This window comes from Paraburkholderia sp. BL6665CI2N2 (assembly GCF_004366535.1).
Classification (GTDB): Bacteria; Pseudomonadota; Gammaproteobacteria; order Burkholderiales; family Burkholderiaceae; genus Paraburkholderia.
Map to the genome: position 1 here is coordinate 8298386 of NZ_SORC01000001.1, position 25626 is coordinate 8324011.

A 25626-nucleotide genomic window follows, 5' to 3' on the forward strand; every position below is an offset into this window, starting at 1 on the left:
GATGGGTGGCCCGATCGGGACTGCGTCGCCCGGATCGAGCCTGCTGCCTGACGTCCGCTTACCGGAATTTCATGTTTTCGCCAATACACTTAGGATAGCTATATACCGTACATGATCTATTCCGGGTGGATCTGATTTATTCGTACTACGCCGCGCCTGGCGTCCGGAGCTTTCGTGTCCGTATTACTACCGCGAACGCATTAAACCAAGACGATCGGTTTGCCTTGCTACTCCCTGCCCTTCGTTTAGTGCCGGGTGAAATTCGGTGTGCCTCCAGGCCCATAGGGATCGGGATTGCCGAAACGCGGAATGGTACCGCTCATGCGGGCGTGGATCAGTTCCTCACGCACTTGCTCGCGAGTCTTCGGACCTTGATTCGATCCTGCCGCCATTGAGTTTGCGTCAAGGGGCTGTAAAGACTGCGCGCTCGCCAGCGCCGAGATGCCGACAGATGCCACGGCAATGACCATCACCAACTTGTTCACTTTCATCATTACTCTCCCAAAGGGGATGGGTCGACCTGTCCAAATTCCAACCCGTACTGGCGCTCCGGATAGTCCGGAGTGTCTGACGCCGGTGGCTCAAGCGCAGGCTTATTCCTGCACTTCATAAGATATTTCGCCTATTTACCCGGAGGGGTTACAGACCACACAAGAAATAAGGTTGGGGATCAGTTACACGCCGGCATCACGCACCTCTGCGCAGCGCGGACTGAACACAGTTTGACCTTCCAACGGTCCGACTCACCAGTTCAGCAACCGGGGCCCCAGCGCCACGCCGGCAAGCGTGGGGATCAGCATGCCGAGGAGATACCAGACGGCCCAGAATGGCACGCCCATCTCGGGACAGTGGAAGCAGTAAGCAACGGCAGCAGTCGCTCCCGCCAGCAGGCCGCCGGCGGCGCCGGCCAGCCTGGGACGGGTGGGCGCCAGACCGCGCATCGCCCAGAACACCGTGATGAACACGGGCACTGAAAGCAACGCGATATTGCGCGGGCACACGCGCCAGGTATTGCCCATTACCAGGGGCAAGCGCGCGTCGGGAGGGGTTAACCACAACAGGATGAGCGTCGCAATCCAGACCGCGAGCGCGGGCGCAGCAAGCGCAGCCCACGCGCGCCCTACCGCCATTCCTGGCCTGGACAGTCTCGCCGTCACCAGTAACGCGGCAAGTGTGAGGCACAGCGGCAGCGCCAGCTTGATCCAGAACAGCGGCGTCTTTATTACCGCGTCGATATCGGGGCGAACGCCAAAAGCGATTGCCATGAGCGCCGTGGAACCGGCACCACCGCACACCATCGCCCAGCTGAATCGCTTTGCCGACACGTTCCGATCGACAGCGGGCACCCCCGCGGCCAGCAGTGAAACAAGATCCTCTGTCTTCATGATGCGCCTTGAAACTTCAGTGCCAATGCTTTCAAACCGCGGTGCACGCCAACCTTGACCGCCGACTCCGACAGGCCGGTGAGCTTTGCGGTTTCTGTCACCGACAGCCCCTCCAGCTTTACGTGCAGAATCGGCAGGCGCTGTCGATCGGGCAATTGTTCGAGCAGCTTGCCCAGATCACGCCGCGCCTCCGCCGGTTCGACATCGCAGGTGGCGAATATCTCGAGCTCGTCGTCCAGCGGCATGTGCAAAGCTTCCCGGCGCGATCGCGCGCGGAAAAAGTCCGCCAGCTTGTAGCGCGCGATGGCATGCACCCAGGCCGTCAACGGCTGGTCTGGACGGTAGGTATGGCGCCCATTATGCACTGCCATCAAAATCTCCTGAACCAGGTCCTCGATATCGTCTTGCAGATAGAAGAGACGCTTCCTCAGGAACCCGCGCAGATGTCCGGTCAGGTCGCCGAGAAATGCATGATAAGCCGCCGCATCCCCGTCCAGGCCACGTATGAACAGAGCCTTCAGTCGCTCTTCGACGGGACGCGCCGGTCCATTTTCAGTAGTTCGGTTCATGGCGGGTTCTGGTTACAGTTCGCGCGAAATAAGCCTTGTGAAAACATGTACGCGGTTCACGGACAGAAGTTTTCTTCTGGATATGTGGTGAGAACTTCTCACGTCCGGCCGCCAGCTGCAAGTCTGTCGAGAACCGGAAGCAGCTCGGCGGGGTCTGGACGTCTCGTGCAGTCCGGGCTCACCTCGGCGTAGGCGATGATGCCGTTCCTGTCGATGACGAACCTCGCCGGCATCGGCAGCGTCCACGAGGGGTCGTCGTTGAACGACGACAGGTCGACCCCGAACATGGTCAGGTACAACTCGACGAGATAGTCCGGCAACGCGACGCGCAGCCCATAGTCTGCCGAAAGCTCACCGCGTGGGTCTCCGAGTATTGGGAAACTGAGACGGTTCTCACGGATCGTCACGCGACTATTGACCCCGTTTTGCGGCGAAATCGCCATCAGGATCGCGCCACGCGCGACGATATCGGGAAGTGCCGCTTGCAGCGCCTGAAGATCCAGATTGCAGTATGGGCTCCATACGCCGCGATAGAACGTCAGCACCAACGGGCCATCGGCAATCAGCTTGCCCGCACTGACCGGCCGGTGGTCCGGGTCCTTCAGGACGAAACGCGGTGCCACGTCGCCGACCCTTTTCGCTCGCTCTGCCAGGCCAGATTCGATGAGCTCGTCGGTCGCCCGCTGGAGCGTATCGACGACCGAACGATGCGTGTTGAAAGGAGGTCGCCCGGACTCGAATATCGCCTTGAAGGCATCGAGACGTTTCTGCAATGACATGACACGGTTCTCCGATTCGACGTCCGCCCACCGCTCGACTTAACTGGGTACGTCAATCGGCGAAACGGACACTTACCCTCCCTCCTACAGTCGGGACTCGGCGCGAAAGATGACACAAGATGCACCTGAATTTTTCCGCCTTCCCGTTTTTTTCCGATAACGCCAGATAATTCGGGATAGGGCCGGATTTGCAGTGCCTTTCGGATCATTGGCGTCAGGCTGACGTGCACGCCTTGGCGAGAGGATTGACGCTCGCGAGGTTGAGCACGTGGCAGCCGGGCCAGAACTACACCTCCGCCATTGCCACAATTAGGCAACCTGACTGAACGTTTGTTTCAGGAAGGTGTAACCCGATCGAGGTCCGCATCGAACTAGCATAGGGACAGCGTCAGCGAGCGCTGCGAGACAGGGTGATGCATCCTGCTCACGCTTTCATTTCAACGATACAGCTGGAGATGTGGATGACGCTATTCGTGCTGTCATATCACCTGCTCCACCGCGACCCATGCATCAATGATTCTCACCAGGAGTCGACTCATGCTATCCCGTCTGCTTGGTTTCATTTCACTGCTTGTGGCCCTCCCCGTCATCGCGGCAACACCCCGACCCGTGGTTGTCGAACTGTTTACGTCCGAAGGATGTTCTTCCTGTCCGCCAGCCGACGCCTACCTGTCGGAGTTAAGTCAACAGCGAAGCGACATTCTCCCTTTGGCTTTCCACGTCACCTACTGGAACGGTCTGGGGTGGAAGGACCCGTTTTCCCTTGATATCGCCACCCAACGTCAGGCTGAATACGCTCGACGCTTCGGCGATGGCTCCTACACCCCTGAGATGGTCGTCGACGGAACAATCGGCTTTGTGGGTTCGGACCGCTCAACCGGCGAGGCCGCGATACAGAAGGCTAAAGACGCCCATGCAACGGCCACGCCGGTATCGGCGTTGCGCAAGGGCAACGTCATCACTGTTTCAGTCGGTGCCGGCTCCGGAAGCGCGCGGGTGATTCTGGTGGGTTATGACTTGCAGCATGTGACCTCAGTCGGGCGCGGTGAAAACGGCGGGCGGACGCTGAAAGAGTCGAACATCGTTCGTTCGTTTCAACCGATTGGCCAATGGACGGGCAAACCGGTGATGTTCGCACCGCAGATACCCGCGGGTGAGAAGACCGCAATCCTGCTCGAAGCACCAGACGGACGTATTGTCGGTGCGGCCCGCGTGACAGATGAGCCTTGAAGTGGCTTCGCTGCGTCCCGGAGGGACGGCTCGTGAAAACCCGACGTACCTACCCGCTTTTCGATGAGGAGCAGGCGATGCCCCGATTTACTCGCATTGGCGCCTTCCTTGTCCTGGTCGCAACGCTTGTTCTCGCTCCATCGTTTGCGGCTCGTGCGGCGTCCTCGAACTGGACTGGCGATCAGCGCGCCCGTGTACGCCTCATCACAGCAACCAACGGCGTACCGGGCAATACCTTGCAGATAGGTGTCGAGTTCCGGTATCCGGACGGGTGGCATGGTTACTGGCGCTCACCCGGCGACACCGGCATTGCGCCGATTTTCGACTGGTCCCGGTCCAGGAATGTCGCGTCAGCATACGTGTCCTGGCCAGCGCCCTCCCGCCTTGTTATTTCAGGTCTGCAAAACAGTGTCTATACGGGAGATTTCATTCTGCCGGTGAGCCTTAAGCTCGACCATCCGCACGAGGCCACCCGCATTGCGCTGGCGCTCGACTACGCGAGCTGCGCGAACGTCTGTGTGCCCGAACATGCGGAGCTGACGCTCACCTTGCCGCCGGGCACGGACGGACCATCAAGCGAAGCGGCAGATATCGCGGCAGCGGTGCAAAGGGTGCCGCGGACACCCAGCGAGGCTGGAGTCGACGTGGTGCATAGCACACTGGAGCGAACCTCCTCGGGCCGGCGCCTGAAAGTCGAACTACTTAGCGAGGGCATCCCGTTTCGGTCGCCCGACCTGTTCGTCGAAGGAGCCGAGGCCGGCCTCCCCGCAGCGCCGCAGGTACACCTTTCAAACCACGGGCACCGGGCCGCACTGGAAGTCGAACTGCCACCTGCCGGTGCAGCGAAAGACCCGTTGCGCCTGACCGTGGTGGACGGGTCCAGAGCGGCCGAGTTCATGCCCGCACCGGTCGTCTCCACGGCAGACGACGATCACGGCATCGTCGTCATTCTGGCCCTCGCACTCCTTGGCGGCCTGATTCTGAACTTCATGCCGTGCGTGTTACCCGTTCTTTCAATCAAGGTTTTCTCGGTGGCGAAAGCCGCAGGCACCGAACGCCGAACGGCAAGGCAGATGGCTCTCGCGACGGCACTGGGAATTGTCGCGTCGTTTGGATTGCTTGCAGCCGTGCTGTCAGTGCTCAAACTCGCGGGGGCGTCACTGGGTTGGGGCATACAGTTTCAGCAACCATGGTTCCTCGCCAGCATGGCGGTCGTCACAACCCTGTTCGCGGCAAGTTTTTTCGACTGGCTCCCGATCGGTCTTCCGTCATTTCTTTCTGGCGGTGCGGGCGATGCGACCAATCGGGGGCCGCTTGTCGAGGCATTCGTCGGCGGGATGCTTTCCACGCTTCTTGCAACACCGTGCTCGGCTCCCCTCGTCGGCACTGTGGTCGGCTTTGCGTTGGCACGCAGCCCGATCGAGATTACGGCGGTGCTTCTAGCACTTGGGGTAGGAATGGCACTCCCGTTCCTGACGTTGGCGCTCGCGCCTTCGCTCGCGACGCGGCTTCCGCGCCCCGGCCAGTGGATGATCCAGTTGCGCAGAATCATGGGCCTACTGCTGCTGACGACTTCGCTCTGGATGATCGCGTCGTTGTGGAATATCGCGGGTATGGCAGTCGCGTCACTCGTCAGTATCGTGCTGGTTGCCATGCTTGCCGTGCGGGCCGTCGTTACCAGATTGGGCCGCCCGCGGACCAACCGATGGTCAGGCGCAACGACTGCGCTCCTTGCGTGTTGCGCTATTGCCATTGCCTCGCTCACCCCTTCCGGCGCAGGAGACCGAAGCGTTCCACCGTCCGAATGGCAAGCGTTCGATCCAAGTGCAATCAGCACACTGGTCGCCAGCGGCAAGACCGTGCTCGTCGACGTAACGGCAAGCTGGTGTCTCACCTGCAAGGTCAACGAGCTGTCCGTTCTCGACACGGCTGCCGTGCGCACTCGGCTCAGACAGGACAATATCGTGCGCATGCGGGCCGACTGGAGCCGGTATAACCCCGGCGTGCTCGCCTACATTCAGGGTTTCGGTCGTTTCGGCATTCCGCTCGACGTCGTATATGGGCCTCGCATGCCACAAGGGCAACTGCTGCCGGAGCTCTTGCAAACTTCGACGCTCTTCCGTGCGCTCGACAACGCCACCCTCCCGCAAACGGCGAAGAGCCATTCATCCGCCGGTTGAGTTAGTGCAACTTCTTCAGAAGCCTTCCAAACTTACGGCAAGTCAGTACGCCAGTTGGAACCCGCACCGCCATCGCAAATAAATAACCTTGTTTGTGTAACCTGAAGCACGTGTTGGACGAATTTAAAGGGCAACGTCGAACCGGCACGACGCGTCGGCCGCATAAAACAAAATGGACAATCCATCGTTTGTAGCGGCTTCCCGTTTGCCCGAATATCCCTGAGAAATACTTCCACTGCGGCCATGACTCCAAAAAAGATGCTCAGCCTCGCTTCACGTCTGTTCGGCCAGGCACAACCGGCACATAGTGCGGATCGAGCGCTTCTTGATAGTCTGCTCGCCCTCGCGTGGGTGGTAGAGGCCCGCGACCCCTACACCGGCGGCCATTTGTGGCGAGTCTCCCGTTACGCAGGTCTACTGGCACGACGAATGGGTCTTTCGGATCGCGATGCGGCGAACGTCTCGGTGGGTGGATTTCTGCATGATCTGGGCAAAATCGCCATTCCCGATTCGGTCTTGCTCAAAACGGAGCGTCTGACCGATGCGGAGTATGCCGTCATCAAAACGCACCCTGAAGTCGGCAAACGATTGCTTGCGAAGCACCCTTTCGGTGAACGCATTGCGGACGCGGTCTACGCCCATCACGAGCGACCCGACGGCAAAGGTTATCCGTTAGGTATCGCTGGCGATGAGATCACCCCCATGGCTGCAATCATCGGCATCTGCGACGCCTTTGACGCCATGACCAGCACACGCCCGTACCGTAAGGCGATGCCGATAGACGATGCCTTTGCTGTCGTACGCGATAATCTCGGCACGCAGTTCAATTGCGAATATGGAGAAATGTTTCTGGAACTGGGTGGGAGCGTCAACCTGTACCACATCGCAGGCCATAGCGATGAAGGAATACCACTCCAGCATTGCCAGACATGCGGTCCAACTGTTGTCGTCAGATCAGATACACTTGAGGATGCCGAAGTATATTGTCCGGCATGCACAGCAGGCTACCGGTTCAAAGGTGTGCTCTCCGCCATGCTGCCGACGGGCAACAAGGCGAGTGCCGCCGACCTGGCTCCCTCGCCGGACCTGGCGCTCATTGCGCGCGTGACGGGTCAGCTACACAGCTTGCCGTGACAGCGCTTGCCTGGTGAGTCATGCGAAGGCAGAGTTGCTGACTCTTTACAGCAATTCCCTACGCCCCGGTGCCGCAGACGCATTCTCATATCGATGTTGTCAGAGCGGTGAGCCATGCTGGACTGACGGACAGGAGAAAGGTTTCCAACTGACGGTCGACGCCAGTTATGACGATCGTCCCCATGGCTACGAAAAGGGCACCGAGCGTCCAGCGGGCCGCCTTACCCCACGCCGCAACCGTGCCTCGCACCTTCATGAGCGAAACCCTCGAGATCGTTCCGAGCAAAACGAGCGGCAATGCCGCTCCCAAACCGAACAGCGCCATCACGATGGCGATATGGCCGAGGTCCTGACCTTGTGCCGCTAGCGACGTTGCCGCACCTAACGTTGGCCCGACGCAGGGGGTCCAGACGAACCCCAGCAGCAGCCCGACCATCAACTGCCCAAACAGTCCGTTTCCTTTCACATCGTCAAGCGCCTGCTGGCCCTTCGCACCGATGACGGAACTGAGCCGGGAAAAAGCCCTTTGAAGGGCGCCCGATAACATGACAAGGCCGAAAAATACCATCAGGCTCGCAGCCCCGCGTCGAAGGACTTCGGGGTCCAGTGCCGCTGACGCCCCCAAGGTGGCGAGAAACAGGCCGACACCCGCAAACGACATGGCCAGGCCAGCTGCCAGCGCGATGACGCCGAATCGATGTTTCGCCAACGCCGACGTCGCGAGTATCGGCAGTAGCGGAAGGACACAGGGAGACAGCGCTGATGCAGATCCGGCGACGAGACTTAACCCGTACGTTGCGGCAGTGAATTGCATTACAGAGCCTGTTCAAACACGGTCCGGATTGCGGCCTCCTGGGTCTGCCCCGTCGAACGCGCCACTTCGTGGCCGTTCCTGAAGACAACGAAGGTCGACTGCTGGGTTACCTTTAGTTCCCTTTTCAGTTTCGTTTCCGCATCGTAGTCCGCTATGAAAATCGTCACCTGCTTCAGCTTGGGGTCGGCAGACAGACGGTCGACGATCGGCTTTTGAACCCGGCAGGTTGGACACCAGCTCGCATGCAGATATACAACCGCCGGCCGGCCCGATGAGACGGTCTGATCGAAGCTTGCCTGAGTAAATGGCACTTCACCCGCGAATGCAGTGGCTGACGCAGCCAGCAACGCTGCGCCCACGATGTGTTTAACAAATCGCATCCGGTTCATGATTAGACCCTTTGGCGGTTGGGATGGAGGGGAACAGTCGATACCTCAATCCTAGTTCGGATATTCGGCAACATCGGTTACAGCGCGGCTCAAATCTGTCGCGCACCTGTTCGAAGTTCTCGATTGACCCAAGCGCGCCCGATGAAGCGACGGTCCATTTCCCATTCGGATGTAACCAAAGCGGACTTCAGATGGAACTAGCAAATTATCGATTGCAGCCGATGCTGGGCTGGCTTTCGATTTCCTTTGCGTGTTTCTGTGTTTCGCTTCTGAACCTGTCTCGGCGCCCGAAGACATTGATACCTGGTCAGGTCGTGTCTTTGAGCGCCTACTCGAAGGTCAATTGATATTGGGCTCAAGAAGCGCCAGCACCGGTCGTACAACTCCCTCCAGCAGCGCACGCTCCGGTCTTACCCGGGCAAGCACCCGTATGCCAAGGTGTGCTCCCAGCAGCAACCGGGCAAGATCATCAGCAGGTTGTGCAGTCGAAATCTCGCCAGCCTGCTGACCAGCGCGCACGCAACGCAGGAAAAACGCTTCGACCTCGATTAGGACATTTGCGATCATCGCCTGGAAATCGGCGTCGTGTGGCGCAACCTCAAGCGCTGAATTCACCAGCAGGCATCCCTTACGGCCCCTGTCGCAGACCGAGCGCTCGACAATCTCCCGGAAGAATGCCTTGATGGCATCCAGCGGTGGCAGGTTTCGCTCAAATCTCGATACCCGGTCACTGAAGCTTTTTTCAATGTAATGTGCGAGTGCTCGTTCAAACAGCGACCGTTTGTCCCCGAACGCGTTGAACAGGCTTGCCCCTGTAATTCCCATACTCTGCGCAAGGTCCCGGACGGAAGTGGCCTTATAGCCATAGATCCAAAACTGGTGGGCGGCTGCATCAAGGACCGCATTTTCATCAAATTCCCGTGGTCGGGCCATGTCAACTCCTGCGATCGCGTGACGTCTTGCCGATCGGCATTGCAACGTCACACACGTTGCGATATTCTAAATCAATCGATCTAAAATGACCTTGGGCGATAGCAAATTACCCCGGGGCCCTACGAAAAGCCATTACGCAGGCATCAGGCGGTCTGAACACGACGGACAGTAACATCATGATCGACTTCTATTTTCGCCCTACGCCCGACCCTGCAAAGGTTGACCCGATGCTTGAAGAAACCGGTCTCGAGTATGAACTGCGGCCCGTTGAGACCAAGAAGGGCGAACGGCACCTCGACTCGTTCCTCAAAGTCAAAACGAACGGCAAAGTTCCTCCAATCGGCGAGAGGGCCGGGCCAGCAGGGAGGGAAGCGAGGGCGTTCGATTCGAGTGCCATTCTGCTTTGTCTGGCTGAGAACCCTGGAAAGGATCTCAGCGCCGCAACTGATCGCCCGGAACTGCTCTCGTGGCTCTTATTCGTTAGTTCAGGCGTCGGACCGTTCTCGGGTCAATCGGTACAACTCCAGCACGGGCAGCGGAGAAGCTGCTGTACGCGATCAACCGGTTCCGCCGTGAAGCGGAGCGACACTACCGCGTACTCACTGACGAGCTCGCAAGCAGTCAGTAGCTCGTCGGAGAAGACTATACGATCGCCGACATGTCTGCGTGAGGTCGGATAGCACGCGCCGCTTTCATCCTGCCCGGCACTGATGATCCGTTAGCGCCATTCGCCAAACTCAAACGCTGGTTTGCGGAAATGGCCGGCGGCCCGACTGCGATTCGCGCGCGGGCGGTTGGGACCGGATATACGTTCAAGCAGGAGATGGATGCGGCGGCGCGGCACGGCCTCTTGCCGTTCAACTACCCGGCCGCGTGACGCGCGGAATTGCAGGGAGTTTATACCTTGCGTATAGACGATCTGAAGCGCCAATGGTTCGAGTCAAACGAGGAACATGAGGAATGGAAATCAGGAACAGGCGCGTGTTGATTACGGGCGGCTCCAGTGGTATTGGTCTGGCGCTCGCTCACATTCTCGGCTTGAAAGGCGCGCGCGTGGCGATCAGCGGTCGCCGGACTGACAAACTTGATGATGCGATTGCTAGCTTGCGGGTTTCAGGCATTACAGCGAAAGCCATCGTGGCAGACGTTGCAACGGAATCAGGCCGTGCCGCGACGATCGAAGAGGTGCTCGAAACGCTCGGCGGCGTTGACATACTGGTCAACAATGCTGGCGGAGTAAGGGCCGGCAGGCTCGAGAACACTACTGAGTCTGAAATCCGGGCGATGATCGAAGTCGATCTTGTTGCTCCCATTTTTCTTACAAGGGCGCTCCTGCCAAGCCTGCGTGAGAGCGACGACAGCGCCGTCGTGAACGTTGCTTCGGGAATCGCGTTGATCGGCATGCCGTTCTATACAACTTACGCGGCAGTCAAGGCAGGACTCGCGCATTTTGGTGAGGCGTTGCGACGCGAACTTTCAGGAGAGGGAATCCACGTCCTGACGGTGTACCCCGGGGCGACAGAGACGCCCATGATGCGGAGTTCGCGAGCCGGGGCCGAAATAGGCTTCGTACGTGAACCGGCAATAGCCGTTGCCGATGCGATCTGCTCGGGGCTTGAAGAAAACGCCTTCGAGGTCATCCGGGGCGGTGAGGCGCGCGCGCAGATGATCGCCCTGAACCGCAACGATCCTGCCGCACTCGACCGACGCTTTGCCGGCATGAAAGCCGTGCTTGAGGAAGCGGTTCGGGATCACTCTGCTCTTTGAGCCAGGGGTCAAAACCGTGTATTCCGCAGAGCAGCGTCTGAAGACATTGTTTGTCGCGGGCCTCGCGGGTAACGCCGCCGAATACCGCTCGTTCCTGTCCGAACTGACGCGTCACCTGCGGGGTTATCTTCGCAAGCGGATTCCACAACTCCACGACGACGTCGAGGATCTCGTTCAGGAAATCCTGCTTGCCGTGCACAATGCACGTCACACATACCGCCCGGACGAACCTCTCACCGCGTGGGTCCACGCGATCGCACGTTATAAGCTGATGGATTTCTTCAGGACACGTGCGCGACGCGAATCGTTGCACGAACCGCTTGACGAGCACGACGACATTTTCGCCGAATGCGACGACGAGCCAGCGGATGCCCGTCGTGATGTCGGGAAACTACTTGGTCATCTGCCTGACAAACAGAGGCTCTCGATCCTGCACGTCAAGTTGCAGGGACTTTCGGTTGCCGAAACCGCCCAGTTGACAGGGCTATCGGAGTCGGCCGTCAAGGTCAGTATCCATAGGGGACTCAAGGCTCTGGCCGCACACGTCCGGAGAATTGCATGAGAACAGATGATCTTGTCGGGTTGCTCGCGACCGGCGTAACACCTATAAAAAGAGGCACTAGAGCCCGTCGATTCAGCATCTCACTGCCTGTCGCCGCTCTTGGCGCAACGGCGTTAATGGCTGCTGTGTTTGGCATTCGCCCCGATCTGGGGGTCGTCGTCAAAACCCCGATCTTCTGGGAGAAGCTCGCGTTACCGCTATGTCTCGCAATGGGTGCCCTGATTGCGACCGTTCGGCTGGCGCGCCCCGGTGCCAAAGTTGGAGCCGGATGGCCCATCATGGCAACACCGGTGCTAGTCGTCTGGATCGCTGCAATAACGATCGTCGTCACCGCGGCACCACAAGACCGGCTGCCCGAGGTACTCGGGCACTCGTGGCGGTCATGTCCATTCAATATTCTTCTGCTCGCCGTTCCAGGCTTCATCGCCGTATTCTGGGCCGTCAAAGGTTTGGCACCCACGAGGCTCCGGCTTGCCGGTGCTGCCTCCGGGCTGCTCGCGAGTTCGATCGCCACAGTCGCGTACTGCTTTCATTGCCCTGAGATGAGCCCGGCGTTCTGGAGCATCTGGTATATGGCTGGCATGTCGCTCACAGCCGCGCTCGGGGCGGTGCTTGGCCCCAAATTCCTTCGCTGGTGAGCAAAGCTCCGACACTACGCAGTGGTGTCTCCGGATCAAATGGCTGATGTCGACCACCCAAGGTAAAAAAAGAAAACTCCCCTGTAACCGGACGTCTGTGACCCACGAATTAGATGACGTATCCATCACGGATACCTTCTAACTTCTGGAGAAATTCGATGTCCGCAAAAGCCACTGTTAGTTCCACCCTGCTTGCCGGCGTTGTCGCGAGCCTGCTTGCATCAGTCGCCCACGCAGCACCGCTCACAAAAGCGGAAGAAGGCGCAGCCATTGCGGCCCACAAGGAAAAGTGCTACGGCGTCGTCCTGAAGGGGCAGAACGACTGCGCCGCCGGTCCCGGCACGACGTGCCAAGGGACATCGGCCATGGACTTCCAGGGTAACTCGTGGAAGTTCGTCCAAGGTGGCACCTGCACGAGTATCGAAGTGCCTGGCGGTGGCCATGGATCGCTCACGCCGCTAAAGTCCTGAACCGTCCCACAGCTTGATGAACGGGAGCGGCCATGAACGATACCTCAAGGACAACGACGATTTGCGAGCCCGGCTGTTCCCGTGGCGTGACGCGTGGCGCTCAAGGGCTCGCCGGAACCAGTTTCAAACATGAACACCTGAGCGCGATTCTCGCCGACGGTCTGAAGGATGGCTTCTTCGAAGTTCACGCCGAGAACTATATGGGCGCCGGGGGTCCACCCCACCGGGCACTTGCGGCAATTCGCGAAGCCTATCCACTCTCCCTGCACGGCGTGTGCATGTCGATCGGCGGACCAGGAACACTGGACCTCTCGCATCTTGCGCGCTTTCGCGATCTGGTGACGCGCTACGAACCCATGCTGGTGTCCGAACACCTCGCGTGGTCCTCACACGGCGGCACATTCTTCAACGACCTCCTGCCGTTGCCGTACACGCAAGCAACGCTCGAGCACGTATGCGAACACATCGACCAGGTCCAGGACGCGATCAAACGCCCCCTCCTTCTTGAGAATCCGTCGACCTATGTCGCGTTCGCATCCTCGACATTGAGCGAAACCGAATTCATCCGCGCAGTCGTTCAACGTACCGGCTGCGGCTTGTTGCTGGACCTCAACAACGTGTTTGTTTCGGCGACCAATCACGGCTTTTCCGCCGAGGCGTATCTCGACGGATTACCGCTTGAACAAGTGGGCGAATTACACCTGGCCGGACATAGCGAGCAGCGCGACGATGAAAACGAACTGCTGCTCATCGATAGCCACGACTGCGCCATTGCCGATCCCGTCTGGCGTCTCTATCGGGATATCGTTGCACGAATCGGCCCGAGGCCGACGCTGATCGAATGGGATAGCAACCTTCCCGCGTGGCCTGTGTTGCGGGCTCAGGCTATGTCCGCGCGGCACATCATGGTTGAAGACGCGGTATCACTCGCTGACGAGGCCAGCCATGCGGCCTGAAAATCCTTGTGGCGGCCACGCCACCGCGTTTGCGCTGGGTCTGACGGACCCATCGATCACCGCGCCTGAAGACGCGATCGCCGCGCCGGGCAAGCGTGTGGTCAAGCGGTACAACGTCTATCGCAACAACGTCACGGTCAGTCTTATCGATGCACTCGCAGCGGTCTATCCTGCGATTCAGCGCATCACTGGCGTCGATTTCTTCAGGGCGATGGCGCGTTTTCATATCCGCGCGATGCCTCCTACTTCGCCGCTGCTGTTCGAGTACGGACGGGATTTTCCCGCGTTCATCGAATCCTACGAATATGCGCGTGAAATGCCCTGGCTTGCGGATACCGCGCGCATCGAGCGGGCGTGGCTGGATGCCTATCACGCAGCCGACCTGCCTGTGCTCGCTGCCGAGGCGTTAGCCGGGATCGAACCGGCGTCTCTCCCTGAAGTCCGTTTCACCCCACACCCCGCCGCGCGGGTGGTGCGATCACGCTATCCCGCCGTCGCCATCTTTGCGATGAACCGGACCGACGGCCCCGTTACGCCGCTCCGCTCGGGCGAAGCGGAGGATGCGCTCGTGACACGCCCCGGGCATGAAGTGCTGGTATCGCGCCTGCCGGCTGGCGGTGCGGCCTTCCTGGCCCATCTTTTCGAAGGTGCATCGCTGGGCGACGCGGTCGCGGAGGCTTTTCAGGAGGCGCCCTCCTTCGACATCCAGGCCAATCTCGCAGGAATGCTTTCTGCCGGCGTATTTACCGGCATTCAACACGGAGATTGACCAGGATGCCGGACCCACAGAGCGTGAAGCTGCCCTTTCCCTCCGTCCTCATATCCGCGATCGGCATAGCGAAGCGACTGATCCAGGCACTCCCTCAACCGTGGATTGCTCAGTTCGTGCTGCGGCTTGCGCTGGCGGTGCCGTTCGGGAGATTGGGAGTTCTGAAACTGAGAGCTCGCCCGACAGCCAGCGCCCGCATCGCATCGCGGATGCGCTTTCAAAACGTTGGGACGTTTTCCGTTGGGCAACATGAGAACTTCAGATCTCATACTTAGGCTAACTAAAAACCTGATGCCGATTGAGTCGAATTTTTCTTCGAAGCGGCTCAATCGCGCGCTTAGCGTTGGCATGTCCAGCAGCACGGCTTTGCTGGTGATACTTTATGGCATCCGCAGCGACATGCCCGAATTGTTACTGACGACGATGTTCTGGGTACGGCTCGCGTTTCCGGTCACGACGCTCATCGCTGCATTGAACCTCGCCGGACGTCTTGGACGGCCCGGCGCACCCGTCAAGCTGGCATGGTTAGCGGTCACACTACCCTTCATTGTCATGTTGCTCGTTGCCGCGTTCGTGGTGTTCGCGACCCCGCCAGGCTATCGCCTGCGCCTGATGTTAGGCACAACATGGAGAGTCACCACAGCTAATATTGTTCTGCTATCTCTACCATCGCTTGCCGCAGTGATGCACGCCTTGAAGGGACTTGCTCCCACCCGCCTGATATTGGCAGGTACAGGCGCCGGACTGCTCGCCGGCGCGCAAGGTCTGCTCGTATATTCGCTTTACTGTTCAGAGATGTCGGTACCGTTCTGGGGTGTCTGGTACGTACTGGGCATCAGCATAACCGCCGGTATCGGTGCCCTGATCGGTCCACTCTATTTGAGGTGGTAGCCAGGGAAGAGCACCAGGAGAAATCACGTCGCGGAAAAGCAGGTTTCCTGATCAATACAGGTCGTCTGTGTTGATTCGACGCTGAGTCAACAGTTGCAACCTACATGCGAAGGAAAAATCGTGAAAACTATTGGCAGTCTCAGGATAGGCGTTCGCCTTGGAATTGGATTTGGCGTGACGCTCGTTTTGCTATGTCTTGTAGGCGCGCTAGGCCTCGCCCAAACTTCCCGCATTTATGCCGGTACGCAAGACCTTGCAACCAGTCTGCTTCCCAGTGTCCAGCGTCTGGGCAATATACGGGCGCTGGCTGATGAGATGCGCCAGGCTTCCTTAAGTTATCTGATTGCATCCAGCTCTTCGGAACGTCAGTTTCAGCGGTCGAAACACGACGCCGCGCTAAATGAGTTATCGCGGGTGTGGCCACAGTACGAAGCGGTGGTCGGCTCTTCTGAAGAACTGCAATTGTCAAACCAGATCAAAGCAGCATGGAGCAGCTATCTCGCCCTGGACAAACAGCTGAACGAGCTTGCCGACAGTGGAGATGAGCACTTCAGTGACGCACGGTCTTTCGCTGGGGGCGAGTCTTTACGCGCGTTCACCAAAGTCACTGACCTCATTGCGCAAGACATTGTCCTTAATAGCCAGGGAGCGGACGATTCCAGTACAGAGGCTGCGGCCGCCTTTCACAGCGCGTTGCTTTTAACGTGCGTGCTGATCGGAACAGCCGTCGCGTTGAGCCTGATTGTTGCGTTCATCATCACTCGCTCCATCACGGCCCCAATCCGTATGTCCGTGAAGATTGCCCAAACGGTGGCGCAAGGCGACCTCACCTCGAAAATCGAAGTACGCGGCAAGGACGAAACGAGTCAGCTACTGCGCGCGCTCAAACACATGAACGAGCGACTCGCGGAACTGGTTGGACAGGTACGATCTGGCAGCGAAACCATTGCCACGGGCGCTGCGCAGATCGCAGCGGGCAATACGGATCTGAGCCAGCGCACGGAAGAACAGGCTGCGTCGATTGAGGAAACCGCAGCGAGCATGGAGCAGCTGACTTCCACCGTCAGGCAAAACACGGAAAGTGCCCGGCAAGGCAGCACGCTCGCGGCAAACGCGTCCGATATCGCGCAACGTGGCGGCAATGTTGTAGGACGGGTGATCGAGACCATGCACGCGATATCGGAAAGTTCGGCCAAGGTGAACGATATCATCGCCGTGATCGAAGGTATCGCTTTCCAAACCAATATTCTCGCGCTCAACGCGGCAGTCGAGGCGGCACGTGCGGGCGATCAGGGGCGCGGTTTTGCCGTTGTCGCGGCAGAAGTACGGACCCTTGCGCAACGAAGCGCCAGCGCCGCGAAAGAGATTAAAGGACTCATCACGCACTCAGTCGACCGCGTAAAGGCCGGTTCAGATCTGGTGAACGAAGCAGGCATGACCATGGATGAGGTGGTCCAGGCAGTCAAGCGCGTCGCCGACTTGATGGAAGAGATTACGGCAGCTTCGCTCCAACAGCATACGGGTATCGAACAGGTCAACACGGCCGTTGCGCAGATGGACCAGGTGACGCAGCAAAACGCCGCATTAGTTGAGGAGGCCGCGGCCGCGGCGCAATCGATGTCGGCGCAATCCGGCACGCTGCGCGAGGTCGTGTCAATTTTCAAGCTGGCAGCTGATCCTTCGAAGACAGCCCCTGCGAGGTCTCGAACCGTAGAGCGAAGTAAATCTGTCACCAAAAACGAAGTAAAGTCGTCAACTTCCATTTTTTCGTATTTCGCACGACAGTCTCGGGACGCGGATTGAGGGAAAGCTCCTGATCTATGAAGCGTGGGCCCCTGCCACGAGGCCGCGAGCTACCGGTAGCATTCATCCAGGGCAAAAGCTGCCTGCCATGCGATTGTCGCGTGCCTGAACGGCGGGTGCAGCCGCACCCCGCTCCTTGATCTTCTCACGCCTCGTGAGGAGAGCGGAAACTCACGGCTCCGGACGAGGTAACCGCCACGTACAGGCCGCGCTGGTCAGCGACCTTGTATATCCTGCCGGTCGGCTTGAGTGCCCGCAATTCGAGGTCCGTCAGCATGCGATACTCCGTGAACTGATAACGTGTTTGATACCGTCACGCGCCGTGACGGTATCAAACTGGATCGTCTGCAGAGAAAGATGCTATTCCGTCGCCCGTGCCGTCGGCGACGCAGCGCTGCCGACGGCACGGCAGCGGATCAAAATAGTCGATAAACCCTTGTTTTTGTATGGGAAACCAAGGAATCGCCGGACCTCTGCAGATCACTCCAGAGGATCCTGATTTATTCCCACTCGATCGTCAATCAGTGACGGGGACCCTTGCGTACACGGCTTCTCCGTCCTGTCGGGAGCGACGATACCGTCAGCCATACCGAAAAATCCAGTCGGCAGTTATCAGCTTTGGACAGGCCACATCGGAGAATCAAGGCGCACTTTCGTTTAAACATCGCGAACACAGGGATCCGAATACAACTTCTGCAGGAATACCGTCTTCGATACCGTCAGGCACCTCCAGCGTGATCCTAGCAAAGCTTGAAGAAGCCGCAATCCCAACTGCGGCCATGCCTCCGACCGGAAATGATGCAACCCGTGTGCAACCCCGGCGAGCGCAGCCCAGCGGCCGCTCGACCGGGAGATGCTGCGCAACCGAGCCTGACAAGTGCCTCAATGTCCAGCAGGCGCGATCAAACCCGTGTCAAGGGCGATCCTGCATCGACATTCTCAAATGCTCTGTTTTCCCAAACGATCATCGCGAAACACCGCATCGGGCTGCTCGCGCGATTCTCAGAACCGATCAGGACACGCTAGCACGCGTCTGGCTGAGTTCGCCTCGATGGCGGGGCCGTCGTCCCGCCGCGCTCCACGTCAGCTTTCAAGGTGCAACGGCCATTCGTCTACTCGCATAGGGAGACTGGAGTTCGGCCATTGTGGACGCTCAGCTACCGAGCCTGATCGGGCGGCTGCACGCTGCTAACCGGCCGTTCGCCGGAGCCGGATCCACAGCGGCGACTCTCACATCCGCGAACGCGTGCTGCCTACCCATTTCAGACTGTCGGGCCGCTAAGGTCCCAGGGGCCGGTATCAGAGGCAAGCAGCCGATCGCTACAGCACTCGCGGACAAGTATCGGCCAAAGCGGTCCATCACTTCCAACTCAAGAGCATCAATTGTTGACGGGAAAGGCCAGTTGGGCGGGAAATGGCTTCTATTCATCGATGTGTTGTCTGGCTGCAAGCCGGAGGAACGGGTGTGGCATTCATCCTCTCGGCCATCCATGCTTTCAGCCATATCACGCCTTGCGGGAGCTCCCGAACATCGGGGTGTACGAGGTAGTATCCGCTTGGCAGTGGCAACGCTTTGCCGAACGGTTCGACGAGCGATCCTCCAGCGAGTTCGGCCTCCACCAGGATGGGACTTGTCAGGACCACCCCTTGTGCGTGCACGGCCGCTTCGATCGCCATCAAGGACTGGTCGAATTGAATGCCGGCGATCGTCTCGATCTGCGCATCGGCAAGAGTGCTGAAGCGTATTAGCCACTCCCTCCACTGAGGGTGCTGCGTGTTGTGAAGGAGCGTCGTAGATTGAAGATTGTCGGGCCGCTTCAATCTGAAATGTTTCGCGTAAGCCGGGCTGCAGTATGCGCGTGCCTCGTCGGCGCAAAGCAGCTGTACCGCCAGTTGCGGGTCGACACCATCGAAATGCCGGACTGCGAGGTCGACGGCATCAAGCTCGAAATCGACCATTGCGGTGGATGTGGAGAGGCTCAATGCGATGCCTGGATGCGCTTGCAGCAAATCCGCCATTCGCGGGGCAAACCATTTTGCGGCGAAGCTCGGCGGCATCGAAATCCGCAGGCCTTTGTTCCGACGTTCTTGCAGACGGCGGCTTGCAAGAACAATCTCCGCAAGCGCCGGCTGAATCCGCGCGAAATACGCGCTGCCTTCCGCAGTGGGTGTCACGTGACGTATTTGCCGGACGAATAGGGCGACGCCGAGCCACTCTTCAAGCTTCTGGATTTGCTGACCCACCGCGCCGGGCGTCACGCTCAGCTCTGCGGCAGCCAGGGTAAAACTGCCAAGCCGCATCGCAGCCTCCAGAGCCACCAATGCCTTCAAGGGCGGAATCGGTCTCATGGCGTAGTTTTCCTATAGCATCGGAAAAATTTAATCATTTGTACCGCATCGGCGGCGGAACGACAATGAAGACTGGAAACATTCTTCGAGATCGTCGCCATGAATCCCGCCTACCTCGCCTTTGCAGCGCTCGGCCTCGTCTGGGGCACCAACTTCATGTTCATGAAATGGGCGAGCGTCGACATATCGGCGGCGCAGATCGTCTTTCTCCGGACGTTGTTGGGCTTCGTGCCCCTCCTCGCCATGGCGCTGACCAGGGGCGAGCTGAAATGGCGACACCTGCGCCACGCACCACATTTCCTTGTGATGTCGCTGCTTGCCACCGTGGTCTACTACTACGCATTCGCGAAGGGGGCGGCGCTGCTGCTATCCAGCGTGGCGGGCATGTTAAGCGGATCGATCCCGCTGTTTTCTTTCGTTGCCGCATGGGTGCTACTGCGCCAAGACCGGCCAACTGCCCGGATGATTGTCGGCATCGTGAGCGGCTTTATTGGCGTGTTGATGATTGCACGGCCATGGAATGCCCACGCAGCAGGCGTGGATCTGCTCGGCGTCTCTTATATGGCCGCCGGTTCGCTTAGCGTCGGATGCTCGTTCGTCTACGCGCGGCGCTTCCTCTCCGGTCTCGACCTCTCGCCACTGGCGCTTTCAACATGGCAGATCGGTTTCGCGCTTGTCGTGCTGAGCTGCGTCACAGACTTCCACGGCATGGCCCGTATAACGGGTGACACGCGTGCAGCCCTTGGGCTTGTCCTGGGTCTCGGGCTGACAGGAACGGGGCTCGCCTACATCCTGTATTACTTCATCGTCGGGCGGCTCGGCGCGGTTGCCGCTTCCAGCGTGACGTATATCCCGCCCGTCGTCGCCTTGCTGCTGGGATTGTCGATCGGCCACGAACCGATGCGCCCGCTCCATCTGATCGCGATGGCGGCCATCCTCGTGGGGGTCTATCTGCTCCAGAGCCGGCCGCGCGCGAAGCCACCTGGCGTGCCGCAGACTCGATTCGGTTGGGGTTGGATGCGATCGCGTTGACCGGAACGATGTCAGTGGCCGTTTGGTTCGTTTGGGGACCGCTCGATGAAATCGCCAGCTTCCGCCCGCCCCAACCAGGCCAAGTTCTGGCGCGAGCCGGCGTTCGCCGGCGCGGAATTACTGAGAGCGACATATCGTACGCACCGGTTTCCTCCCCACACGCACGATGAATTCGCTTTCGGCGTAATCGAGCGCGGCGCCCAAGCCTATCTCGACAGCCGGGGGCAACGGATCATCATGCCGGAAGGAACGATCTGCGTGATAAATCCTGGCCACTTGCATGAAGGTCGCCCCGCTACGGAAGCCGGATGGGACTACCGGATGGTGTACATGCCAGCAACAGGTGTCATTCGCCTGCTCGAGGACAATGGCGTAGATTTCCCGGGAACGTTGTACTTCCCCGAGACAGTTATCGACGACCCGCAGACAATGAAGCTGATAAGAGAGGCGCATGTCTGTTCGGAGTCGAGTGACGCCACGCAACTTGAAAAGACGTCGCGCCTCGCGACTGCGGTCTTCCAGCTGGTGCAGCGTCACGGGCAGATACCCCGCGCGGTTCCACGCCCGCCAGCGATACCGGGAGCAGTCAAGCGCGCCCGCGAATTTATCGACGCTCACATCGCCGAAAACCCGTCGCTCGACATCATTTCGCAGGCCGCGGAAATGAGCTCGTTCCATTTGCTTCGGGCTTTCAGGGAGGCGATCGGCGTAGCGCCTCATGCCTACCTCGTCCAGCGGCGTGTCGAGATGGCCAAGCATCTCCTTCTGAAAGGCCACCCGTTGCGGCAGGTCGCAATCGAAGTCGGATATTGCGACCAGGGACACCTTAGCCGGGAATTCAGCCGTTTTTTTGGTGTGCCGCCCGGCGTCGCGCGCCAGTGATTTGCGCAAGATTGTCCAAACCCCCAAAACACGGCCGTTGCACACTCTGGTGACCCTATCACTGTTGTGGAGCCCGAGATGATTGATCTGCGCAGCGACACCTGTAGCCAGCCCACTGAAGCCATGCGTCAGGCGATGGCCTCCGCAGCGGTTGGCGACGACGTGTACGGAGACGATCCGACCGTCAAGCAACTGGAACATGAAGTTGCGGCATTGCTGGGAAAGGAAGATGCCGTGTACATGGTCAGCGGCACAATGACGAACCAGGTCGCAATCCGGGCCCATACGGAGCCAGGCGACGCGGTGCTGTTCGACCAGAATGCGCACGTCTATATCCTCGAGGGCGGGGCGCCTGCTGCCTTCTCCGGCGTACTGCCTCGCCTTCTCCCCGGCGTCCGGGGCGTGTTCTCGGCTGAAGACGTACTCGATGCGCTGGGTAGTCCACATCGGTTCTTCCCAAGTACGATACCGGCCCCGATCAAGCTGCTATGCATGGAGAACACCCACAACATCGGCGGGGGGAAAATCTGGCCCATTGAGCAACTCGCGGATGTCTGCGAACTCGTGCGTTCAAAAGGGATCGCATCGCATCTGGATGGCGCGCGCTTGTGGCACGCCAGCGCGGCGACCAACATTCCCGAGCGGGAATATGCAAAGCACTTTGATACCGTCAGCGTATGCTTTTCCAAAGCGCTGGGCGCGCCGATCGGATCAGCGCTTGCGGGCCCCCGCGACTTCATCACCCGGGCACGTCGTTTCAAGCAACAGATCGGCGGCGGATTCCGGCAGGCAGGGATCATTGCCGCCGCCGCGCTCTATGCGCTGCGCAACAATCGCGAGCGCCTGAACGAGGACCACGAGCACGCCAGGTTACTGGCGAACGGGATCGCCGGGCTACCCGGTATCTCGCTTGACGTTGCAACGGTGGAAACCAACATCGTCAGGTTTGGGATCACATCGCTTCCCGCCGGCGAATTTGTGGAAAAGCTGTATGCGAGAGGGCTCTATGTACTGCCATCGGGCACGGACGCCGTCCGGGCCATCCCCTATCTCAACATTTCGCGTCAGCAGATTGTGGATGCAATCGCGATCATTGCTTCCGTCGCCGATGAATACGCCAGTGACGCGAAGCAGTCGGCCTACGAGATTGGCGTCCAGAAGGGAGCCGTGTACTAGCCGCGAGTAGAAGTGTGGACGCCTGTCCGGAGCCGTTGCGAAGCAATTCCCGTGGCGAGTCAGTAACCCGCTCCATTACTTCGGGGCCGCCTTCGACGCGACTGACGTCGCTTTTCATCTATCTCAACGCACCATTTAACGGAGCTCAAGATGCCTACCTATATCGTCTCTGCGCCTGCGAACCGCCTGACCACGCAGATGAAGCAGCGGATCGCTTCCCGAATAACTGAATCCCACAGCGACGCAACCGGCGCCCAAGGATTCTTTGCCCAGGTCATTTTCCGTGAAATTGCCGAGGGCGATCACTTTCTCGGCGGGAGTCCGTTGAAGGCCGATCATATTTACGTCCATGGACATATCCGTGCCGGCCGGGCAGCGGATCAGAAACGGCGCTTACTGGACGCCATCGTGAACGTGATTGTAGATGCGGCCGCAACGGAGAGGCGCTACGTTTGGATATACCTTTCCGAGTTGCCTCCGTCGCAGATGGTCGAGTACGGCCAGGTCCTTCCCGAGCCGGGGAGCGAGGGGGAATGGCTCGAATCGTTGTCAGCCGAAGACAGGGCGTACCTGCTTGGCATCGAATGAAGTCTCCTAAGCACGACCACTGGTTTCATTGCAAATTGAAGATCACATGAAAGACAGCCGATATCCCCAATCCCCGTCTCGTCGCCTTTTCGTTGGCATGGCTGCGGCGACCGCCGCTGCAGGCTCATTGAGCCGGCTGGCCTTTGCAGAAACGAACCGGGCTATTGCTCAGGCCGTCCAACCGGCAGGCGGCGACAAGACTGCGATTCGCCCACTGCGTGTGCATATTCCCGAATCGCAACTGAACGACTTGCGACGACGCATCAAGGCGACGCGCTGGCCTGAGCGGGAGACCGTCTCCGATGACTCTCAGGGCGTACCACTCGCGATGATTCAGGACCTTGCAAGCCGTTGGTCAACGGATTACGACTGGCGCAAGTGCGAGGCGAGACTGAACGCCCTGCCGAATTACGTGACTGAAATCGACGGACTGGATATTCACTTTATCCACGTGCGCTCGAAACATGAAAATGCGATGCCGCTCATCGTCACGCACGGATGGCCCGGCTCGGTAATCGAGCAGCTCAAGATCATCGATCCGCTGACCAATCCCACGGCCTATGGCGCGAGCGCGTCAGACGCCTTTCATCTGGTCGTTCCGTCGCTGCCTGGCTATGGGTTTTCGGGAAAACCCACCACGGCTGACTGGGGCGCTGCGCGCACCGCACGTGCCTGGGTCGTGTTGATGAAGCGCCTTGGCTACGCAAGATTTGCTTCACAAGGCGGCGATCTGGGTGGGATAGTCACGAATGTGATGGCTAAACAGGCGCCTCCGGAATTGCTGGGCATTCACATCAACTTTCCTGCGACGGTTCCCCCCGAGATTGTAAAGGCGCTTCAAGTGGGTGGTCCGCCTCCGGCCCACCTTACGGACGAAGAGAAGCAGGCGTACGAGCAGTTGAGCCGCTTGTCCAAACGACGTGCCTACGCGTTGGAGATGGGCACGCGCCCGCAAACGCTCTACGGATTGGCGGACTCGCCCGTCGGACTAGCGAGCTGGCTGCTTGATCATCCCGACGGCTATGGCCAGCCCGCGGCAGCACTTTCGTCGGCCGTGTTCGGACGAACGCTCAACGGACAGTCAGCGGGCGCTGTGACACGAGACGACGTTCTGGACGACATCACGCTCTACTGGCTGACGAACACGGGGGTTTCCGCAGCTCGTTTCTATTGGGCGTCGCAGTTCAACTTTTACGCCGCTGCTGATGTGTCGGTTCCGGCTGCCGTGAGCGCGTTTCCCGGTGAGAACTATCAGGCCCCGCGGAGTTGGTCGGAACGGGCCTACCCTAATCTCATCTATTACAACAGGCCCGACAAAGGCGGACATTTTGCCGCCTGGGAGCAGCCGCTACTGTTCGCCGAGGAGGTCCGGGCGGGCTTGAGACCGCTGCGCAAAGCGTAGGACCGAAGACGCAACAGCGCCTTCCACCTTTGGATTGAATAGAACCAGTTCAGGCAATCTCGCCAATATTTAGCATAACTTATCGACATGACTTATTATTTTTTGACAGTCAAATGCAAGGTCGACTCGGGTGTGCTGTTTGCCACGATCGACAATCCACCGATGAACCTGATCGACCCGGCGCTTGTTCGCGACCTGGTCGAAATGCTCGATCTGCTCGAGCAGGATGAAAGCATTGGCGTCGTGGTCTTTTCCAGCGCTGATTCAGAGTTCTTTATTCCACACGTCGACATCACGCACGTGCCGGAATATACAAGCGAGGCCGCCACGATAGGCGGACCGGCGAGCGGTGGGCTGGGCGGTTTGCTGCGCCGCCTGAGCGACGCTCGTCCGGTCACTATTGCACAGGTTGCCGGTTACACAAGAGGCGCAGGCAGCGAATTCGCGCTTGCATGCGACATGGCCTTTGCTTCCCGTGAGCGTGCCGTGTTCGGTCAGTTCGAAGCCGGTGTCGGGTCGTTACCCGGGGCCGGTGCGATTCAACATCTGTCGCGCCTGTTGGGGCGCAACCGGGCGATGGAAGTCATCTTGTCAGGCGATGACTACGACGCCGGGCTGGCAGAGCACTATGGCTGGATCAACCGTGCTTTGCCTCATGACGAGTTGGCGCCGTTCGTCGAAAAGCTGGCGAAGCGCCTGGCTGGCTTCCCCAGGTCGGCACTCGTTCGCAATAAGCGGCGTATCAACGATGTCACCCTTCCGCCGGTGGCTGACGTACGCCACGACGCCGCCCTGTTCCAGCAATCCGTGCAAGAACCCACGGTACGTATTCGCCTCCAGGAACTCGTCGCGGGTGGCATGCAGACACGAAGCGAACTGGAGCGCAATTTCGGCGAGGCGCTGCTCGGGCTTGGCAGCTGATTGGCAC

27 protein-coding genes are annotated in these 25626 nt (G+C 59.3%); 18 read left to right on the top strand and 9 right to left on the bottom strand.

The window, feature by feature from the left end; translation table 11 throughout:
* Positions 1-245: 245 nt before the first annotated feature.
* The 4 genes from B0G81_RS37265 to B0G81_RS37280 form a co-directional block, all read right to left on the bottom strand.
* Positions 246-494, bottom strand: a complete 249-nt coding sequence (locus B0G81_RS37265) for a DUF4148 domain-containing protein (protein ID WP_134142823.1) — start codon at positions 492-494, stop codon at positions 246-248.
* 249 nt (positions 495-743) lie between these two features.
* Positions 744-1385: a DUF1109 domain-containing protein gene (locus B0G81_RS37270; protein ID WP_106279695.1), complete on the bottom strand. Its 642-nt coding sequence runs from the start codon at positions 1383-1385 to the stop codon at positions 744-746.
* Positions 1382-1954: a sigma-70 family RNA polymerase sigma factor gene (locus tag B0G81_RS37275; protein WP_106279693.1), complete on the bottom strand. Its 573-nt coding sequence runs from the start codon at positions 1952-1954 to the stop codon at positions 1382-1384. Before B0G81_RS37275 ends, B0G81_RS37270 begins: the two co-directional genes overlap by 4 nt.
* Before the next feature lie 98 nt (positions 1955-2052).
* Positions 2053-2733 carry a peroxiredoxin-like family protein gene (locus tag B0G81_RS37280; RefSeq protein WP_134142829.1) on the bottom strand — a complete coding sequence of 227 codons (681 nt, stop codon included), beginning with the start codon at positions 2731-2733 and terminating at the stop codon, positions 2053-2055.
* A gap of 537 nt (positions 2734-3270) precedes the next feature.
* Here B0G81_RS37280 and B0G81_RS37285 point away from each other — a divergent pair.
* From B0G81_RS37285 to B0G81_RS37295, 3 genes are all read left to right on the top strand, one after another.
* Positions 3271-3963 carry a DUF1223 domain-containing protein gene (locus B0G81_RS37285; RefSeq protein WP_134142834.1) on the top strand — a complete coding sequence of 231 codons (693 nt, stop codon included), beginning with the start codon at positions 3271-3273 and terminating at the stop codon, positions 3961-3963.
* A gap of 32 nt (positions 3964-3995) precedes the next feature.
* Positions 3996-6143, top strand: a complete 2148-nt coding sequence (locus B0G81_RS37290) for a protein-disulfide reductase DsbD domain-containing protein (protein ID WP_134142839.1) — start codon at positions 3996-3998, stop codon at positions 6141-6143.
* 258 nt (positions 6144-6401) lie between these two features.
* On the top strand, positions 6402-7277 hold the full coding sequence (locus B0G81_RS37295; RefSeq protein ID WP_279590541.1) for an HD-GYP domain-containing protein: 876 nt from the start codon (positions 6402-6404) through the stop codon (positions 7275-7277).
* A gap of 85 nt (positions 7278-7362) precedes the next feature.
* Here B0G81_RS37295 and B0G81_RS37300 read toward each other — a convergent pair whose 3' ends face one another.
* The 3 genes from B0G81_RS37300 to B0G81_RS37310 all read right to left on the bottom strand — a co-directional run bounded on the left by B0G81_RS37300 (position 7363) and on the right by B0G81_RS37310 (position 9413).
* Positions 7363-8091, bottom strand: a complete 729-nt coding sequence (locus B0G81_RS37300) for a cytochrome c biogenesis CcdA family protein (protein ID WP_134142845.1) — start codon at positions 8089-8091, stop codon at positions 7363-7365.
* Positions 8091-8480, bottom strand: coding sequence for a thioredoxin family protein (locus B0G81_RS37305; protein ID WP_134142850.1), 390 nt, complete (start codon positions 8478-8480; stop codon positions 8091-8093). The genes B0G81_RS37300 and B0G81_RS37305 overlap by 1 nt, the downstream gene beginning before the upstream one ends.
* A gap of 339 nt (positions 8481-8819) precedes the next feature.
* Positions 8820-9413: a TetR/AcrR family transcriptional regulator gene (locus B0G81_RS37310; protein ID WP_134142852.1), complete on the bottom strand. Its 594-nt coding sequence runs from the start codon at positions 9411-9413 to the stop codon at positions 8820-8822.
* 227 nt (positions 9414-9640) lie between these two features.
* Between B0G81_RS37310 and B0G81_RS44935 the strand changes: the two genes are divergently transcribed.
* The 9 genes from B0G81_RS44935 to B0G81_RS37355 all read left to right on the top strand — a co-directional run bounded on the left by B0G81_RS44935 (position 9641) and on the right by B0G81_RS37355 (position 17269).
* Positions 9641-10093 (top strand): hypothetical protein, encoded by a 453-nt coding sequence (locus B0G81_RS44935; RefSeq protein WP_243856815.1) that lies wholly within the window; start codon positions 9641-9643, stop codon positions 10091-10093.
* A 280-nt stretch (positions 10094-10373) separates the two neighbouring features.
* A complete protein-coding gene (locus B0G81_RS37320; RefSeq protein ID WP_134142856.1) occupies positions 10374-11180 on the top strand; it encodes an SDR family NAD(P)-dependent oxidoreductase in 807 nt (268 codons plus the stop codon).
* A 16-nt stretch (positions 11181-11196) separates the two neighbouring features.
* Positions 11197-11742 carry a sigma-70 family RNA polymerase sigma factor gene (locus B0G81_RS37325; protein WP_134143326.1) on the top strand — a complete coding sequence of 182 codons (546 nt, stop codon included), beginning with the start codon at positions 11197-11199 and terminating at the stop codon, positions 11740-11742.
* Positions 11739-12380, top strand: a complete 642-nt coding sequence (locus tag B0G81_RS37330) for a DUF1109 domain-containing protein (RefSeq protein WP_134142858.1) — start codon at positions 11739-11741, stop codon at positions 12378-12380. The genes B0G81_RS37325 and B0G81_RS37330 overlap by 4 nt, the downstream gene beginning before the upstream one ends.
* A 158-nt stretch (positions 12381-12538) precedes the next feature.
* A complete protein-coding gene (locus B0G81_RS37335; RefSeq protein ID WP_134142860.1) occupies positions 12539-12850 on the top strand; it encodes a DUF2282 domain-containing protein in 312 nt (103 codons plus the stop codon).
* Between the two features lie 32 nt (positions 12851-12882).
* On the top strand, positions 12883-13806 hold the full coding sequence (locus B0G81_RS37340; protein ID WP_134142863.1) for a DUF692 domain-containing protein: 924 nt from the start codon (positions 12883-12885) through the stop codon (positions 13804-13806).
* The gene (locus B0G81_RS37345) at positions 13796-14575 is read left to right on the top strand and encodes a DNA-binding domain-containing protein (protein ID WP_134142866.1); all 780 of its coding nucleotides are present in this window, start codon (positions 13796-13798) and stop codon (positions 14573-14575) included. Before B0G81_RS37340 ends, B0G81_RS37345 begins: the two co-directional genes overlap by 11 nt.
* Before the next feature lie 249 nt (positions 14576-14824).
* Positions 14825-15466, top strand: coding sequence for a DUF1109 domain-containing protein (locus B0G81_RS37350; protein WP_134142870.1), 642 nt, complete (start codon positions 14825-14827; stop codon positions 15464-15466).
* 120 nt (positions 15467-15586) lie between these two features.
* Positions 15587-17269, top strand: coding sequence for a methyl-accepting chemotaxis protein (locus B0G81_RS37355; protein WP_134142874.1), 1683 nt, complete (start codon positions 15587-15589; stop codon positions 17267-17269).
* Positions 17270-17414: 145 nt separating this feature from the next.
* Here the strand turns inward: B0G81_RS37355 and B0G81_RS37360 are convergent, their stop codons facing one another.
* Together B0G81_RS37360 and B0G81_RS37365 are read right to left on the bottom strand one after the other, a co-directional pair.
* Positions 17415-17546: an Arm DNA-binding domain-containing protein gene (locus B0G81_RS37360; RefSeq protein WP_347877470.1), complete on the bottom strand. Its 132-nt coding sequence runs from the start codon at positions 17544-17546 to the stop codon at positions 17415-17417.
* A gap of 1148 nt (positions 17547-18694) precedes the next feature.
* Positions 18695-19618, bottom strand: a complete 924-nt coding sequence (locus B0G81_RS37365) for a LysR substrate-binding domain-containing protein (protein ID WP_134142877.1) — start codon at positions 19616-19618, stop codon at positions 18695-18697.
* A gap of 99 nt (positions 19619-19717) precedes the next feature.
* Between B0G81_RS37365 and B0G81_RS37370 the strand changes: the two genes are divergently transcribed.
* The 6 genes from B0G81_RS37370 (at position 19718) to B0G81_RS37395 (ending at position 25619) form a co-directional block, all read left to right on the top strand.
* A complete protein-coding gene (locus B0G81_RS37370; protein WP_134142881.1) occupies positions 19718-20650 on the top strand; it encodes a DMT family transporter in 933 nt (310 codons plus the stop codon).
* Positions 20651-20695: 45 nt separating this feature from the next.
* A complete protein-coding gene (locus B0G81_RS37375) occupies positions 20696-21532 on the top strand; it encodes an AraC family transcriptional regulator (protein ID WP_134142885.1) in 837 nt (278 codons plus the stop codon).
* Positions 21533-21610: 78 nt separating this feature from the next.
* A complete protein-coding gene (locus B0G81_RS37380; protein ID WP_134142888.1) occupies positions 21611-22708 on the top strand; it encodes a GntG family PLP-dependent aldolase in 1098 nt (365 codons plus the stop codon).
* 150 nt (positions 22709-22858) lie between these two features.
* A complete protein-coding gene (locus B0G81_RS37385) occupies positions 22859-23296 on the top strand; it encodes a tautomerase family protein (protein WP_134142891.1) in 438 nt (145 codons plus the stop codon).
* Positions 23297-23342: 46 nt separating this feature from the next.
* The gene (locus tag B0G81_RS37390; protein WP_134142893.1) at positions 23343-24698 is read left to right on the top strand and encodes an epoxide hydrolase family protein; all 1356 of its coding nucleotides are present in this window, start codon (positions 23343-23345) and stop codon (positions 24696-24698) included.
* 87 nt (positions 24699-24785) lie between these two features.
* Positions 24786-25619, top strand: a complete 834-nt coding sequence (locus B0G81_RS37395; protein ID WP_134142897.1) for an enoyl-CoA hydratase/isomerase family protein — start codon at positions 24786-24788, stop codon at positions 25617-25619.
* Positions 25620-25626 lie beyond the last annotated feature (7 nt).